We start from the raw sequence: 15,895 nt of genomic DNA, 5'->3' as shown, positions 1-15,895 counted from the left end.
TTGCGTAGCAAAAAAGTATCGGAAGAAGAAATTAAGTTATTTTATGCTGGGAGGGGAGTATGAATTTGGTGGAAAGTGTGAACATGGCTTTTGCCACTCTCGCTGCTAATAAACTCCGTAGCGGACTAACAATGTTGGGAATAATTATTGGCAATGCTTCTGTTATTAGTATGATTGGTATTGGACAAGGCGCACAGAATCTTGTGTTGGGAAAACTTGAGGCATTTGGAGCAAATCAACTCACGGTGTATAGTAATTTTGAAGATGAGGAGGGGATGAAATTTCCTGATGCTCAATTGGTGCTGTCAGACGCAGAAGCAATTAAAGCTCAAGTTCCTAGTGTTAGCCAAGTTGCTCCTGTAGATGAGCAGAAAATGTCAATTAGCTTTAAAAATAAATTAACATCCACAACTGTTAGAGGCACTACATCTGATTTGCTCGCTGTACAGAATCTTGTTCTTGTCACTGGCAGAATGTTTAATCAAACACAACAGCAACAACAGGCTCAAGTCACTGTTTTAGGTGCAGAAACTAGCCGGAAGTTGTTCGGTGATGAAAATCCTGTTGGGCAAGAAGTGATGATTAATAATATATCGTTTCAAGTTATTGGTTTGTTGCAATCAAAAGGTGCATTTGCTGGGGATAATTTGGATCAAACTGCAATTGTGCCATTAACAACATTTGCTAATAGGTTAGTTGGACGCAGATCAATATCTGATATTCCTATTAGTTATATTTTAGTGACTGCCAAAAATAGAGATAGTGTTCGCGCTGCGGGTTTTCAAATTACTAATGTTCTTTCTCGACTGCATGGTAAAAAAGATATAGCTGTTTTCGCTAATAAAAAGTTTCAAGAATTAGTAGTGCAGGTGACTGGTATTTTATCGTTATTATTAGCCTTGATTGCTGCCATTTCTTTGTTAGTTGGTGGGATTGGGATTATGAATATTATGTTAGTTTCTGTGACTGAACGCACTCAGGAAATTGGTTTACGCAAGGCTGTGGGCGCAACTCAGAATGATATTTTAGTGCAGTTTTTAATTGAGGCAATTATTCTATCTCTTTCCGGCTGTTTGCTGGGAATAATTTTAGGAGTTGGCGGAACTATACCCTTAGCATTTTTCACGCCTTTGACTCCTCAATTTCCTCTCTATGCGATTGTTGTAGCAGTGGGAATATCTGGTAGTATAGGTTTAATTTTTGGTGTATTTCCTGCCCGACAAGCTGCTATGTTAGACCCAATTGTCGCTCTCAGAAGTGCGTAATTATTGAGTTTTTTATTGTCAGAATCAGGATTTACAGGATTTGAAGATTTACAGGATTTTGTATTCATTAATTTTTTTATCCTGTTAATCCTTGAATCCTGGGCATCCTGATTCTGACACTTTCATTTTCACAGCTTGATTAAAAATTTCTCAGATTGCTAATATTTATTTCTGTAGGTTGGGTTGACGCAAGGAAACCCAACATTATTAAACTTGATGATGAATATTTTTGTTGGGTTGCACTGTTGCTTAACCCAACCTACATTACTTATTCTGATTCTTCGTCGCTTATTGGTTTTTGAGCAGTGTGTCCCACAAAAATAATCTGAATATTATCATCAACAATTGTAAAAATAATTCGATAGGCGTTTCGTCCCTTTCCATATATAAGTTGTCGAATTTCTTGATCAAAAAATTCATTGTCAAATGCTAGAGAACAACGAGAAGGCATTTTTTCTAGTGATATAATAGATTTATATAAGTAGCTTGGCGCAATTAAATATAAAACCTCTCTCCAAACCTCTCCCCTACAAGGGGAGAGGCTTTGACTCCCACTTCCCTGGTAGGGAAGGGGGCTGGGGGGTTAGGTCTATATTATATTTTTTAACGCCCACCTACTTAATCCTTCTAACCATGTTCTAGCCTTTTGGTGAGAAATATTACTAAACCAGAAATAAGCGTCTTCTATTGCTTTCTGCGCTTCTGGTTGGATGATAATTTGATATTTATCATTCATTGGAACTATCTAATTTATTAAATAGTTCATTAAAGAAATCTTCGGCTTTTTTTCCTTCACCTTTCTGCATTTGTTCTAAGCCAAGTTTAATACCTTTTAAAGTTTCTACTAACTCAACAGCATCTAAAAGTTCTTGATAAGATTCTGCATCTTGAACAACTAACTCGGCTTTTCCGTTGACAGTAAGAACTAAGGGATGTTTTGTTTTTTTAATCCGTTGTATAAATTCAGTGGTATTCCGCTTAAAGTCGGTGAGGGAATGTATATCTTTAGTAAGGTTGATCATATCCACAAGTTTAATTAGCATCTAATTCGATGTTAATTATGATTGGTGGTATTTGTCAAGTATTTTTTGGTAACTGCTTTGAGTGGGTTGGTTAAGCTGTTGTTGGGTTGCGCTGTCGCTTAGAGGATGTTTTAAAAGTATTTTTGGTAACATCAAAAGTCTCAGAATCTAACCCCCAACCCCTTCCCTACCAGGGAAGGGGAGTAAGAATCAAAGCCTCTCTCCCTGTGGGGGAGAGGTTTGGAGAGGGGTTTAGAGTATAATTTGCAACTTTTCAAACATCCTCTTAGAAGCCAATTTAGAAGAGGAATCAATTCTCCCTAAATTACCAGAATCACCACTAGATGATCTTCATACACAACTAAAAATTGATTAGTGAACGAAATATTTAAAAAAATATAGGCGAACATTAATTAGTTCGCCCAAAATATACTAACCGACATCATCATGAGCGAAACGATTAAACAAAAAATCTAACTCATAGTTCCGCAGTTGATAATATTGAGGCTCTTCTATGATCTCAGATCCCCGACTTGTTAGAAATCGGGGATTTTGTTGTTCACGACAAGTTAAGTATTGATATTAGTGGTTAGGAAATGGGGGTATTCATCTGTAAGCTATCAACTAAAGAAACAGCTTGTTGTAATGCTTCCTTCCGGTCTATCATTAGGTGATGAGGAGGTAATAAACTCAACACTCCTAAATTTTCCAACCGTTTCTTAATCTTACCCTTAGCCCCAACAATGATGACTTGACGACCTTTTTCACAAGCTTCTCTGATAGCACTTTCAATAGTTAAGGAAGCTGTTACACCCATCATAGGTACATCACTCAAATCAAGAACAATGACATCACAATCTTTGATGGCGTTATGTTCACGAGAAATTGCCTTAGAAACACCAAAAATCATCGCTCCACTTAAGTAGAATAGTAATACTCGACCATTAGCTTGATCTAATAGGCTCTTCTCTTCTGGAGTCAAATCAATTGCATCGTCAGCATCACTAATAGCCTTAACTGTCTCAGACTGCATATTAGAAAGACGTTCAATAGTTAAGATGTTGGCAATAAATACACCCACACCCACAGCCACAATTAAGTCTACAAATACAGTCAAGAGTAAAACACCATACATGATGATTGAACCCTTGAGTGATACTTTGTGAGAGCGTTTTAAGAAACTCCAATCAAGAATATCAACCCCCACTTTTAGCGCGATACCAGCTAATACAGCCATCGGAATACTTTGAGTTATCCCAGCAGCACCCAAAACCACAACCAACAATACCAAAGCACGAGTAATACCAGATACCGCAGTTTGCGCCCCAGTTTGGATATTAACAACAGTTCCCATTGTTGCCCCAGCACCGGGTAAACCACCACATAAACCAGATACTACGTTAGCGATGCCTTGCCCAATTAATTCTTTATCAGATTTATGTTCAGTGCGGGTTAAGCTATCAGCAACCACAGCAGTTAATAGGGTATCAATACATCCTAACATCCCCAACATTACCCCATCAACTAACATGAGGGTGATGTTTGATAATGTGAAAGTTGGCAGTTGAATCTTTGGTAAACCAGTTTCAATCACACCGATACGTTTAATATCTGCATCACCAAAAAATACCAAAGAAACAACTGTCACCGCTATTAATGCAATTAACTGAGGGGGGACAATTCGCTTAACTTTTGATGGCGTTAAATAAATAATTGCCACCGTCATGACACCCAAAATCAAAGCAATCGGGTTGATATTTCCTAATAAATCAGGTAAGTTTTGGACTATTACTAATACTCCACCTTTGGGGCTAGGCCGTCCCAAGAAAGGGGCAATTTGCAAAATAATCAAAATCACCCCAATTCCTGACATAAAGCCAGAAATTACGCTGTAGGGCATAAGGGTGATATATTTCCCTAGCTTAAAAATGCCAAAGATAATTTGAAATATCCCCGCTAACATGACCACAGTAAAAGCCATGGCCATGCCATTTTCTGGGTCACGTGTTGTTAGGGAACTGATAATACCGGTGATGACTACAGTCATTGGTCCGGTGGGTTCAGAAATTAAAGTTGGTGTACCACCAAATAATGCTGCAAAAAAGCCTACACAGACAGCACCATAAAGACCGGCAACTGGACCTGCACCGGAAGCGACACCAAATGCTAAAGCTAGTGGTAGAGAGACAATGGCAGCGGTAACACCACCAAAAATATCACCGCGTAAATTACGGAAATGGATAGTATTGGTTATTTGCATAAGTCGATGCTCAATGACAACAAAATTGTATGGGTGAGACAGGGTTGTTTCTGTCTAAATTAAATTCACAATTTTAGCCATAGAAAAACATCTACACTCTTCTGCTAGAAACTCAAATAGTGAGGAAAAACGTAATCATGTTATATTTATTTACAGTGATAATAGTTGGGTGGCTTTTATAACTCCCATTTTTTGAAATATTGGGAGTGTTTAAGCTACTTTCCTCTCACGTTAAAAGACTGAGTTCTATCTGATTGTTAGTGTGTATGTTTGCTAAAATTGCCATAAAACTTGCAATGGCTAGATATATTTTAGATATCTATGAGATTTGGCAAAATGATTTTTTAAAAAAATGTTATCATTTTTGGGCATTTGCATTTTAGTCAGTTGAACATTAAGTGTTATATCAGGTGAAACTAGGTAAAAAGATTTTTAGGTTACTGGAAGATACTGTTACTTGGTTGCGCTTGATTTGAGTGCATTTACGCAAGTACGCGACAATAAACGTAACAGATTTTATCCTAGTAACAAAAAACCAGAACTTACCCTAGAACGAATTTGAATAAAAATAGCATACAGCCTTTAGCACGCAAAATATTAATTTCTGAATGTAATATTTAAATACTACTACTATCCCATTATCTGTTTTACCGATTTCTCCGATATATTGTCTTCCCACCCTTCGGTAAAGTTACTACTGGCGTTGCATAAGTGCGGGATGTTTTTTGAGTGTAGAGACGTTCCATGGAACGTCTCTACAAGGGTTTCAAATATATTCAAAATTGTTTTTATCCCAGAAATCAGCAACGCCAAGTTACCACTTGTCCTGTATTTCCGGGTATTTTAAAACTTGTTGAGCCTTATAGTCTCATTGTCAAGACTGATGATACTAAGTACCTGAGCAAAATTAATTTAACATTTTTGGAACAAACAAGAATCTCTATAGTTGTTATCTGTATGCTGTTCCCTGTTCCCTATCCTAACTATAAAATTTATTTTGCATGACTACTTATGAAAAAAGCAACCGATCAAAGATGGTTATGCTTTGGATGCGGTTGTCTGGATCGAGACAAGCTTAGTTGTCAGTGAGTGACGCGGGCGAATTGGGTGTTGAGATTATCTTGAATCACAATCAGCTTCTCCGCTTGGGCATAATCTAAATCAACTAACGTTTTGAGTAACGACCACCAAAAAGCCAGGGTCACGCCCCGGCTTTTAAAGTCTGCGTCGTTTCCACTCAACAGCCGTCTGGCCCGCAGAAAGTTCTCCCGTACAGTACCTCTGCTTCACAGATATAGATAATGCCCGCATAATCGGTGAAAAACTTTATTGCGACCTGATCCGCAATATTCTCGGCCATCTCCCGATTTTCCGTGAGTACCTCGAACTTTACATTCGAGTCGGTGTCGGCAGTGCTGGGTTTACCCGTAGAGCGCACGTTACGACTGCCTTTACCTCCAGTATCCACCACCGTATAACCGGTCGCCCCGCATTCATCAATGATCTTGGCGACTTTTTTCATCAGAACCTTTTCCGTGACGATGACGAGCTTGTTGGCACGCTTGGACATATTGGTTAACTCCTTAAATTATGTACATTAATCTACTTGGTCTGCCGGGTCAATGGAGCCCCGACTGACCGCGACCCGTCTGGGATTAGCCGCCTATCGCCTGGGCAAGCCCGATAAATAACGGTATACACACGCCGATCGCAATTGGCGTACCAACGGCTGTGGACGCGCCTATATAGGCGGATGGATTGGCTGACGGGATACCGGCTCGCAATGTGGGAGGACCTGAGATGTCTGAACTAGAGGAAGCGATGACAGCCATGACCACAACACCGCCCATGCTAAATCCCGTAGCGTAGTGGGCAATCATGCCTAGACCGAAGGCGAGCAACCCATGCACAATCGGTGCTACCACACTATACACGACGTACCATTGGGCCACCTTACGCAATTCGCCAATTCTTGACCAAGCTTCCATACCCATGACCAGCATCAAGATCGAAAGCAAGCCGCGAAAGGCGGGATCATAGAAGCTTTTATAGACACTTTCCGGCTGGGTGAACAGTCCAAGAGCGAGGCCTAACAACATTGCCGATAAGGCAGGACCCCGGAGGCTTTCCTCGATAATCGGCCATATCTTGACACGATTATCCGCATCCCCCTTCTGCTTGTTGAGATACTCTTGCCGGGTGCTGGGATAATCACCTGCCGCAATGGGCTGCTTGCTGAAAGACTCCTGCATGGCAGAGTCGGCTGCTTCTTTACGCTTTTTCTTGTTGAGGTAAATATTGGCCACAACAATCGCAGTTACGAGCGCGGGAATATCCATGAAGGGATAAAGTGCGCCAGTCCATGCTTCATAAAAGATTTTTTGTTCTTCCAGTAGTGTCAGGGCGGCAGCCATAGTAGAGCCACTCACCGCACCAAACAACCCCCCGGTAGCGATCGCATCCACGGTTCTGACTTTCGGCAGCTTGGCCAATGTAAAGCGGGCGATGAATACAACCAGAATCCCTATGACAACAGAAAACAATGCGGGTAACACCATATCCATCAGATTGGAATTGCGGATCGCAATGCCACCGGTCAGACCGATTTTGGTGAGCAGCATGAAGACGATGATCGTACAAATTGATTCTGGAATTATCAATTCGCTACCAAGGGCAGCAATGATCATCCCACCAATCAAAAAGCCGAGTGTTGGGGACTGCAACTGCTTAACAAAGTCCTGCAAGAAAACGGACAAAAAATCCACGAATACCTCCTTGTGTCTCCTCTAATGAGGAGTATTACAATAGATGAACTTTAAAGAGCTAAAAAAAGTAAGAGTGAGGCGTTTCACCAATTAAACCTAAGCACAATACCTGTCTTCATCTGTCAATAAATTTACTTGGTCAACAATAATGCAACCATGTTAATTTGGCATTAATAATCTTGGGTACAAATCCAAAATTTAGATACCCAGCTTATTTGTATGCGAAATACTTGGTATTGGCTTTTTGCTGATACAAGCCGAAAACTTTAAGCTGTTAAAATTACAATAAATCTCATTGATTAACAGCCTTTGCAGATTTATCTTGGTCAGATGAATATATTAATCTTGAGCTAAAGATTGGCTCTTAGCATTTTAGTGTGATTAAAACATTTTTCTCAAAATACATTTGTAAATGCTCCTCAAGTAGTGCTTAACTGTTTGCTCAGTACAAAAAACAGCAAGCATAAAACATCTTGCTGATTTGTGATTATGTTTGACAATTTACATAAATTGTGAGTTAAGGTGCTACTCAAGGAGAAACCTTAGTTACCCTGAAACACAATCATGCAGAACTATCTACCCAGTTTTATTTTTGCAGTTGCGACCGGGGATCAACTGTTTGATTAATAATAATATACAGCCTTTATATCGAAAAAAATTAACCCAAATGCATATTTATTAAATAAATATTATATACCTCATATAAGCAATAGCTTATATGTATCCCGAAAATTGGCTGTATTTGTATATGTATAAGTTTTTATCTATGAAAACCATTATTGATTCCTGAGAAAATAGAGAAGAAGCGAAATTTAATTCGCCGCTTTTTTATCTTAATCAACATCATCATGGGCGAAGCGGTTAAACAAGAAGTCTAACGCGTAGTTACGAAGTTGGTAATATTGGGGATCTTCCATAATTCTGGCTCTATCCCGTGGCCTTACAAACGGAATTTCCATGACTTTTGCATGGGTTTCTTTTCCATTGCGTCACCTAAACCCACCATTGCCAAATGATCCCGGACAATAGCCCGTTTTTCCGCTTCTGGTTTGGTGGGATAAACAGTTCTTAGTAACTGAAACAGGGGATCTAAAGCTTTTGCCATAGTTTGATTTACACCTATCAAAACACCCAAGCCAATACCGACAATTGCCGCTAATGTATAGCTAATAGCCACCCGTTGCAGACTAGCCCAGATTTGCCAAAAAAGCCCTTTATCAGTTCCTCCTTTGTCATAGAAGGGATACAAAATTAAGATCCAGGTGTCTTGAATAACTTTGATTGGTCCGGGTAATGTTGCCCCTGGAGTCCAAGAAAATACTTGCCAAATGGCTAGAAAGATAAATAACGCAATAGCTGGGGGGATAAGTTCAGGAAGTTGTTTTTGTAAACCCGATAAAAATTTATTCTCCAATTTAGGACTTGTGGCACGTTTTTGGGCTATTGTCATGGATTTTTCCTCAAATTTATGAATGGTTAATGGTTATTTTGTGAAAGTTAAATCTGCATTTTTTAAACCCGTGTAGAGATGTTCCCTAGAAAATCTCTACTTTTTTGGACATATCTATCTATTAAATGCTGACTTTTTTGATTTTCAAACTCTTGAGATATTCTTCTGGTTTCTCCGGGTCGAATTTGACTCCATCAAAAAATTCTTCAACTCCACGAGATGTATTAGTGGGAATGTCAGCAGCAGGTATTCCTAATTCTTTAGCTGCTTCTTTCCAAATATCTTCGCGGTTCACTTTTTTGATTAATTCTTTAGCTTTGGCTGCACCATTAGCTATGTAATCTTTAGGCAAAAATCCCCAACGCACGTTTTCGGTAATGAACCATAAATCATGACTTTGGTAAGGATAAGAAACACTACCTTTACCATCTTTCCAGTAATAAGCAGCCATTGATTTATCATCTATTTTCCGACCATCACCCATATCATATTTACCTTGGAATGGGTCAGCCAAAACTGCTGGAGAAGATAAACCAAAATACTTTTTAGCGGCAAGAATTTCTGCGGCTTCTTTGCGGTTATTAAAGTTATCTAACCACTGTTGGGCTTCCATAATCCCTTTTAATAAGGCTTTTGTGGCTTTGGGATTTTGGTCAACCCAATCACCTCTCATGGCAAAATATTCTTCGGGGTGATTTTTCCAAATTTCGGCAGTTAATGCGGCCATAAAGCCGATTTTGTCATTAACGAGACGGAATGGCCAAGGGTCGCCTGTACTGAAAGCGTCCATTGTGCCGGTTTTCATGTTGGCGACGGTTTGCGCTGCTGGTACTGTTAATAATTTGACATCTGTATCTGGGTCAATTCCACTAGCTGATAACCAGTAGCGAATCCATAAGTCTTGGTTAACGTGGGGAAATGTAAACGCTGCGGTAAAGGGAGTGGAGGCTTTGAGTTGGGCAAATAGGGGTTTAGCAGTATCAAGTTTTAAGCTAATTCCTTTTCCTAGATGTTTGTTTGCGATCGCAATGGCATTACCATGAGTAACTAACTGGGCAAGAACATACATCGGTATTGGTTTATTACCCTTAGTAATTTTTCCTTCTGTAATTAAGTGTGGCATGGGCATTTGCCATTGACCACCATCAATACCACCACCCGCAGAACCAATTTCTACGTTGTCTCTTGCTGAACCCCAAGAAGCTTGTTTAGAAAGTTCTACATCTGACATCCCATGCTTCTTAAAAAAGCCTTTTTCTAAAGCAATTATTAATGGTGCAGACTCAACAATGGGAATATATCCAAGTTTGGCTTTTGTGGTTTCTGGTTTTTGTTCTGGGCTAATATTAACAACTGGTTGAACGGAGGATGTTGTCGAAGTTCCACCCGGTTCAGGTGGATTTCCTAAGCAGCCCTTCAGAAAAACTGCACTTCCTGATGCGACCGCTGTAACAATGAATTTCCGGCGAGAAACTTGATTAAAAAATCCCGACATAATACCTCTCCTTGACTAAAGAATTTATTTTTTAGGCATGAAAATTACAGCAAAAACAGAAAAAATTCTGGGATTTCTTGCCTCTGCACTAAAATATATGTAGTCATGCAAAGTCAACATTTTCTGATGAAAAATGACTAACTAGACTATGGGACAAAGTTTCATTACTTTGGGTCACTAGGAGGAATGGGGAAGCATCTCTGACCTAGTAAAATTTAGTTTACAGGGTTTTTTTAGAAATTGGTTAACTTTGAAAGGCAATTATGAAATAAATATTAGATTGGATATATAAGCAAAAATTTATAACTTGGGATTAATGTTAAGTAAATTTTCTAATATATCTTCTTTTCTGTTCCCTGTTCCCTGTTAAGGAACAGGGAACAGGGAAGAGTATAGAATTTGAGAATATAAGCCGATTAAAAAAACTATGGGTTTCAAAATAGACGCGGTTTATATAGTTCAAAATTAAAAATTGAAGACAGTTGGAGTAAGGAACACTTACCCCAAATCAACTGAGACTGCAAGAAAATGGTAGGTTGGGTGAAGACAAAGCGCCACCCAACACAAGTTTTTAAGCTAAAAATTCCTGTAGTTCCACAATACCTTTAGATCCATCAATCTTGACTTGTTGACCATCTTGGAGTAAATATGTAGCACCACGTACATCCATGACTGCGGGTATACCGTATTCACGGGCAACAATTGCACCATGAGAAAGTTTACCGCCTGCTTCAGCAATTACTCCTCCAGCCCTGACTAAGAAAGGGGCCCAGCCAGAGTCTGTGTAGGGAACGACGAGAATTGTACCTTTGTTAATCTCACCGACTTCTTGTAAATTTCGTAATACCATGACTCGTCCTTCGGCTTGTCCTTGACTGGCGGGAATACCGAGTAAGATGTTGTCAGAAGTATCAATAGGAGAGGCGATGGGGTGGGGGGGATTGTTGCCATAAACTAGAGGAGGGATTTCGATAATCTGGCTATGTTCCAGAAATTGCGATCGCCGATTTTGCAATAATTCCGGTAACTGATTCCTCAGCAATACATCGGCATTTGCCGCTAAACGCCGTATTTCCCCCAATTTCAAAAAGAAGATATCTCCTGTTTGTGGCAATAAACCGGTTTGTAGCCAAATCTTTTCTAAAGCCAAAAAAGTCCAGCGTAGTTCGGCTAACAAGCGAGAATAAACTTCTGTGACTCGTCCTTTGAGATCCACACGTCTTTGCACAAAACCTTCAGGGCGCTTTCTGGACTCATCTTGATTTGGAAGTTCATTTCCCTGCATCAACTGGACAAACAATTGTTTGACTAACTGCGGCTGTTCTCGCCAGGTGGGAACGGAAATATCAGTCCCGACTTCGCTTAAATAACCATAGTCTTCTAGCAGTTCTTCAAAGTCATACAAAATCTTTTCCCCTTCTGGGGTTTGCGCCAACTGTTCAAAAACGCTCTCCGGCTCAAACTCAGGTAGAATTTCTTTGGCATCTGCGGCTAAAATATGGAGCGATCGCAATGATGCGACTTCTGGAGTAATACTATGATCAATTTGCTCCTCTTTCACCCCGGAAATTGCTTGACGAATGGCAGCACTCAAAGGGGATAAAATGCTGTAATAAGTACCTTGATGGAGTAAATCTAGAATTAAGTCCACTCTGACTAACAACTGAGATGGCGTTAATTCCTCAATTAGTTCATTCGCCAACTTTGTCAACCCAGGAATGAAGCGTCGCCGATAATCTCGCTTAAATTCTTTTTCTAAACTGATTTCTCGTTGGAATAACTTTGTTAATCCTGGCAAGTTTTCCCAAGTAGATGCTAAAGGAGGTTTACTCATTTTTGCGCCTCTGGTTAAAAAGTCCAGACTTTCTGGCGGTAAACCCATTTCTAGGAAAATCTCTCCTAAAAAAGTAGCATTAAAGTAGGCTCTAGAGTAGTGCAGCGTCGCCATGTTGGTAAAGTCCATCTCACGCACGCTATCGCCCAGTACTAAAGTAAAAAGTTCTCCCCACATTCCACAGGTGAGGGGTAAATTAATCGACCAAGTTAAGGGGTGAATCACTCCGGGAATCACTTCGGCGGCGATTTTCCTTGTCCAAATTGGTAAGAGAGTCGTAATCGGGCGCGATTGCAATACCCAGATAGTTTGCCCATCGTAACTCCATTCCACATCTTGGGGAATGCCATAATAACGGTTTTCTAGTCGCCGGGCTAAGTATGCTACTTGCTTAATTAATGCTGGGGGAATTTTCCCTTCACCCTCAAATTGCAGACAAGATAATTTTTCTTCACCGACGATAAACACCCGATATTGTTCTGGGGTGATTTTTCCAGAAACGACTTGTACAGGGCTACCAGATAGGGCTTCAATGACTACAGCATCACCTTGTTGGGCCATAGGATCACGGCTGAAAGCTACACCGGAGAATACACTCTGGACTTGGGGTTGAATGAGTACCGCCATTGCGGCATCTTTGGCACCGAGATCACGCCGATATTGGACAGCGCTGGGATGATGATAAGAAGCTTGGACTTGTGCGATCGCTTCCAGTAAACCTTGTTGGCTGGTAACATTCAATATTGTTTCGTATTGTCCAGCGGCTGAGGCTTGTGCTGAGTCTTCCCCAATGGCTGAGGAACGCACTACGAAGGGTGACAATGCCGATGGTTGCAGAAAATCAATCAATAGGGCAGGATCATCAAAGGGGGATAAAATCCATCCTTTTGGCACTGGATAACCCCAGCGTTTGATTTGAGATAATGTGGCTGCCTTGGCTCCAAATATACCTGCATCCAATTCATCATCTAAAGTGACAATCCCTTGCTCACTACCGCTTAAATATTCCATCATCGGTTGCGCTTCGGTTTGGGCTGCTTCGACTGATAAGTCCATGTCATCGGGAATTTGTTTATAAATCCAGCCGAGTAACCCTGCTAATCCAAACGCTGCCACGATTTTGGGAAAATCTTCAGCGTGCATGAGTGCCACCAATAGGGGAAATAGCACCAAAACCCCATATTTGATTGTCTGTCTAGAGCGCAGAGTCATAAAGCCAATGGCTGCTACTAAACTGACAAATCCTGCTACTAGGGGATCATGCATCAAAAATCCCCAAGCAACGTTGGTTGTTCCTGCACCTTTTCCTAAAAAATATCTCCCTATCACTAAGGCAATTAAAGCTATCAATTCCCAAAACGAGCCGCTGGGAAAGAAAGCACGCGCAATTAATACTGCTACTATTCCTTTCAAAGCTTCTGACATCACTGCCAGAATACCCACTAGTTTGCCACCGTGATAAAAAGCTGCGGAGACACTAATATTACCTGTACCGATTTGTGCCAATCGCTTACGCTTGAGTCCATAGGTAATCCAGGCAATTATGGGCATTGCCCCTAAGAATGGACAAGCAATTAAAATAACTAAGACACCCCAAAGCTGAAACATTTATTTTTGATTATGAATTTTAGCTTAAAAAGTAGAAGCCTCTCACCTACCCGATAGGGAGGTGATGAGATAAATACGTAGCTTGCTTCCCGTTCGCTCTAGCGTTGCGAAGCAAAGGGTACAAATCTTCTTCTTCTTCTCTCCTTGTGATACAATTTGATTAATAGGTGTAATCCAATTAAATGCTGAAAAGCAGCCTATTAAAATAAAAGCTAATTGTTCGGATCAACCCAAGAACCGTGGGGCGCACGGTCTCAAAGCTCAGTCAATGTCTTTAAAGAAGAGTCACTGAGAAGCCCACACTCACCGGAAAGGGAGTGTGGAGTACGTCACACCTATCTTCCATCTAAAATAGCAAATCAAAATTTTAATTAATTTTTTTTTCGCTGGTTTAATTATTGGCTTTATGGACACTAGGCAGCGTTGGAAAACCTTGTTGCTAGTGTCCTTATAGCTTACTTAATGATTCTAGTTTAGAGCATAAGCAGATTGTAAGGCCCACAGAATGAGCGCTGCTATCGACCCCAACAGCAAAACAGTAGAGATAGTCACTACTTTTGGGGAATCTGCACCTTCAAATTTCATAATCCCGCGATTTAAGTCAGACATAGCTTTGTAAACCTCCTTTGTTACAGTGCTAATCTGTCCGTCTTGATTGTAGTCTTTCTGTTGGACGATGATGTTAAATTTACATTATTATTTTCTTTAAGCTTTGCAACGGTTTTTTAAGTAACAACACTTTTGCATACACAATAGCTACTTTTGTAATCTGTCGCCGTCTTTTTTGGTAATTTTGTATAATTTATTACTATATTATTTTCGAGGAAATTGCAGGTGAAAGAGGTACTAATCGTCATTTTGGCGGTATCGGTGGGATTATTTGTGGTGATAGAGTTAGGATTGCGATCGCTCTTTGGTTTTGGTAATCCCCTGATTTACATTGGTGATGAGCAAATTGGTTATTTATTAGCACCTAACCAAAGCACCCGTCGCATGGGGAATCAGATTGAGATTAATGAGTATTCTATGCGAAGTGCGCCCATACAAAAGCTACCTCAACTTTCAACATTGCGAGTTTTGCTTTTAGGCGATTCTATTGCTAATGGTGGTTGGTGGACAGATCAAAAAAATACTATTTCTAGTTTGCTGATGGCTTCTTTGTCATCTCAGAGTCATTACCAACAAGTAGAAGTGCTAAATGCTTCAGCTAACTCTTGGGGACCAAGAAATGAATTAGCTTATTTACAGCGGTTTGGCAATTTTCAAGCGAAGGCCGTGATTTTACTAATTAATACAGATGATTTATTTGCGACTGCGCCTACTTCTTTACCTGTGGGGCGCGATCGCAATTACCCAAATCATAAACCACCGTTAGCAATGGTGGAAGTATTACAGCGTTACGTTTTCAAACAAAAATCGATTCCTGAACTTGAAGAGTTGCAGAATGAAGCAGGCGATCGCGTCGGTATAAATTTAGAAGCAATTAGTAAAATTCACAGTTTCGCTCAAGAAAATAACAGTGAATTGCTACTGGTTATGACTCCCTTATTGAGAGAAATCGGCGAACCAGGTTCCCGTGACTATGAAATTGTCGCCCGTAAACGTCTCAGTGATTTTACTAAAGAACAGCAAATTACTTATATAGATTTTTTACCAAAATTTAATTCAATTGCCAACCCAAAAGCCTTATATCAAGACCATATTCACATGAACACGAAAGGAAATAAATTTGTGAGTCAAGAAATCGAGAAATTGGTTTTAGAGATACAGCAGATTCTTTTGTTATAAGGTACATCATATTAATCAGTTGGTGTCCTAACCGCCCTGTCCGTTGCTATAGTAAATTACTAAAATTAACAAATTATTTTTAGACATAATTCCGATATTTATGTCTTTGAGTCTTCAGATTTCTTGGTATTTTTAAATTAAAAAGGTAAAGGTGGTCAGGTATAACAGCCCCAAGGATAAGCTTTTATTGTTGGGGCTTTATTTATGGATGAAATAGCTGCTCAGGGGTGGGGTTCTTGTACCTCATGACACTGGGAAGTGCTGTATTAAAATCGGTATGAATCTTACGCAAGGGGTTCAGTAATGCTCAACCCCTACAAAGAGACTCTCAAGCTTTGATTGATTAAATAGTTCTTCCTTATCAAGAATATCATAACACATCTAAAACCCCATGTCAACACTTCTCTT

12 protein-coding genes and 2 pseudogenes are annotated in these 15,895 nt (G+C 40.0%); 3 read left to right on the top strand and 11 right to left on the bottom strand.

Annotated elements, in window-relative coordinates; all coding sequences use genetic code 11:
* Positions 1-59 precede the first annotated feature (59 nt).
* Entirely contained in the window at positions 60-1,265 is a 1,206-nt protein-coding gene (locus A9Y75_RS09400; protein WP_071189287.1) for an ABC transporter permease, read from the top strand.
* 268 nt (positions 1,266-1,533) lie between these two features.
* Here A9Y75_RS09400 and A9Y75_RS09395 read toward each other — a convergent pair whose 3' ends face one another.
* The 5 genes and pseudogenes from A9Y75_RS09395 to A9Y75_RS09380 form a co-directional block, all read right to left on the bottom strand.
* Positions 1,534-1,716: a hypothetical protein gene (locus A9Y75_RS09395; protein WP_083389536.1), complete on the bottom strand. Its 183-nt coding sequence runs from the start codon at positions 1,714-1,716 to the stop codon at positions 1,534-1,536.
* Between the two features lie 138 nt (positions 1,717-1,854).
* The gene (locus A9Y75_RS29530) at positions 1,855-2,001 is read right to left on the bottom strand and encodes a hypothetical protein (protein ID WP_236721365.1); all 147 of its coding nucleotides are present in this window, start codon (positions 1,999-2,001) and stop codon (positions 1,855-1,857) included.
* On the bottom strand, positions 1,994-2,308 hold the full coding sequence (locus A9Y75_RS09385) for a type II toxin-antitoxin system Phd/YefM family antitoxin (RefSeq protein ID WP_201788401.1): 315 nt from the start codon (positions 2,306-2,308) through the stop codon (positions 1,994-1,996). The genes A9Y75_RS29530 and A9Y75_RS09385 overlap by 8 nt, the downstream gene beginning before the upstream one ends.
* Positions 2,309-2,719: 411 nt before the next feature.
* Positions 2,720-2,812 (bottom strand): annotated as a pseudogene (locus A9Y75_RS29525) (bacitracin ABC transporter ATP-binding protein); the annotation flags it as partial.
* Positions 2,813-2,876: 64 nt separating this feature from the next.
* Positions 2,877-4,547: a SulP family inorganic anion transporter gene (locus A9Y75_RS09380; protein WP_071189285.1), complete on the bottom strand. Its 1,671-nt coding sequence runs from the start codon at positions 4,545-4,547 to the stop codon at positions 2,877-2,879.
* Between the two features lie 744 nt (positions 4,548-5,291).
* Here A9Y75_RS09380 and A9Y75_RS28375 point away from each other — a divergent pair.
* Positions 5,292-5,552: a hypothetical protein gene (locus A9Y75_RS28375; RefSeq protein WP_071189284.1), complete on the top strand. Its 261-nt coding sequence runs from the start codon at positions 5,292-5,294 to the stop codon at positions 5,550-5,552.
* Between the two features lie 77 nt (positions 5,553-5,629).
* Here A9Y75_RS28375 and A9Y75_RS30095 read toward each other — a convergent pair whose 3' ends face one another.
* The 6 genes and pseudogenes from A9Y75_RS30095 to A9Y75_RS09350 all read right to left on the bottom strand — a co-directional run bounded on the left by A9Y75_RS30095 (position 5,630) and on the right by A9Y75_RS09350 (position 13,699).
* On the bottom strand, positions 5,630-5,752 hold the full coding sequence (locus A9Y75_RS30095; protein ID WP_269086280.1) for a hypothetical protein: 123 nt from the start codon (positions 5,750-5,752) through the stop codon (positions 5,630-5,632).
* Positions 5,753-5,784: 32 nt separating this feature from the next.
* Complete coding sequence (locus A9Y75_RS09370; RefSeq protein WP_071189283.1) at positions 5,785-6,117, bottom strand: hypothetical protein; 333 nt, start codon at positions 6,115-6,117, stop codon at positions 5,785-5,787.
* Between the two features lie 85 nt (positions 6,118-6,202).
* A complete protein-coding gene (locus A9Y75_RS09365) occupies positions 6,203-7,312 on the bottom strand; it encodes a sodium-dependent bicarbonate transport family permease (protein WP_071189282.1) in 1,110 nt (369 codons plus the stop codon).
* A gap of 833 nt (positions 7,313-8,145) precedes the next feature.
* Positions 8,146-8,762, bottom strand: a pseudogene (locus tag A9Y75_RS29520) (hypothetical protein).
* Between the two features lie 121 nt (positions 8,763-8,883).
* Positions 8,884-10,257: a CmpA/NrtA family ABC transporter substrate-binding protein gene (locus tag A9Y75_RS09355; protein ID WP_071189281.1), complete on the bottom strand. Its 1,374-nt coding sequence runs from the start codon at positions 10,255-10,257 to the stop codon at positions 8,884-8,886.
* Between the two features lie 571 nt (positions 10,258-10,828).
* Entirely contained in the window at positions 10,829-13,699 is a 2,871-nt protein-coding gene (locus A9Y75_RS09350; RefSeq protein ID WP_071189280.1) for a glycerol-3-phosphate acyltransferase, read from the bottom strand.
* An 834-nt stretch (positions 13,700-14,533) separates the two neighbouring features.
* On the opposite strand from A9Y75_RS09350, the gene A9Y75_RS09345 reads away from it, so the two are divergent.
* Positions 14,534-15,487 (top strand): SGNH/GDSL hydrolase family protein, encoded by a 954-nt coding sequence (locus A9Y75_RS09345; RefSeq protein ID WP_071189279.1) that lies wholly within the window; start codon positions 14,534-14,536, stop codon positions 15,485-15,487.
* The last annotated feature ends 408 nt before the right edge of the window (positions 15,488-15,895 follow it).

The sequence above is a fragment of the Trichormus sp. NMC-1 genome (genome assembly GCF_001858025.1).
Taxonomy (GTDB): Bacteria; Cyanobacteriota; Cyanobacteriia; order Cyanobacteriales; family Nostocaceae; genus Anabaena.
Note: the sequence above shows the minus strand (reverse complement) of the source record. Positions and strands in the feature narration are given on the sequence as shown.

Bases quoted from the DNA above. Each gene is read 5' to 3' on its own strand.
- A9Y75_RS09400 (WP_071189287.1), top strand. From the start codon at position 60: ATGAATTTGGTGGAAAGTGTGAACATGGCTTTTGCCACTCTCGCTGCT.
- A9Y75_RS09395 (WP_083389536.1), bottom strand. From the start codon at position 1,716: ATGCCTTCTCGTTGTTCTCTAGCATTTGACAATGAATTTTTTGATCAA.
- A9Y75_RS29530 (WP_236721365.1), bottom strand. From the start codon at position 2,001: ATGAATGATAAATATCAAATTATCATCCAACCAGAAGCGCAGAAAGCA.
- A9Y75_RS09385 (WP_201788401.1), bottom strand. From the start codon at position 2,308: ATGCTAATTAAACTTGTGGATATGATCAACCTTACTAAAGATATACAT.
- A9Y75_RS09380 (WP_071189285.1), bottom strand. From the start codon at position 4,547: ATGCAAATAACCAATACTATCCATTTCCGTAATTTACGCGGTGATATT.
- A9Y75_RS28375 (WP_071189284.1), top strand. From the start codon at position 5,292: ATGGAACGTCTCTACAAGGGTTTCAAATATATTCAAAATTGTTTTTAT.
- A9Y75_RS09370 (WP_071189283.1), bottom strand. From the start codon at position 6,117: ATGTCCAAGCGTGCCAACAAGCTCGTCATCGTCACGGAAAAGGTTCTG.
- A9Y75_RS09355 (WP_071189281.1), bottom strand. From the start codon at position 10,257: ATGTCGGGATTTTTTAATCAAGTTTCTCGCCGGAAATTCATTGTTACA.
- A9Y75_RS09350 (WP_071189280.1), bottom strand. From the start codon at position 13,699: ATGTTTCAGCTTTGGGGTGTCTTAGTTATTTTAATTGCTTGTCCATTC.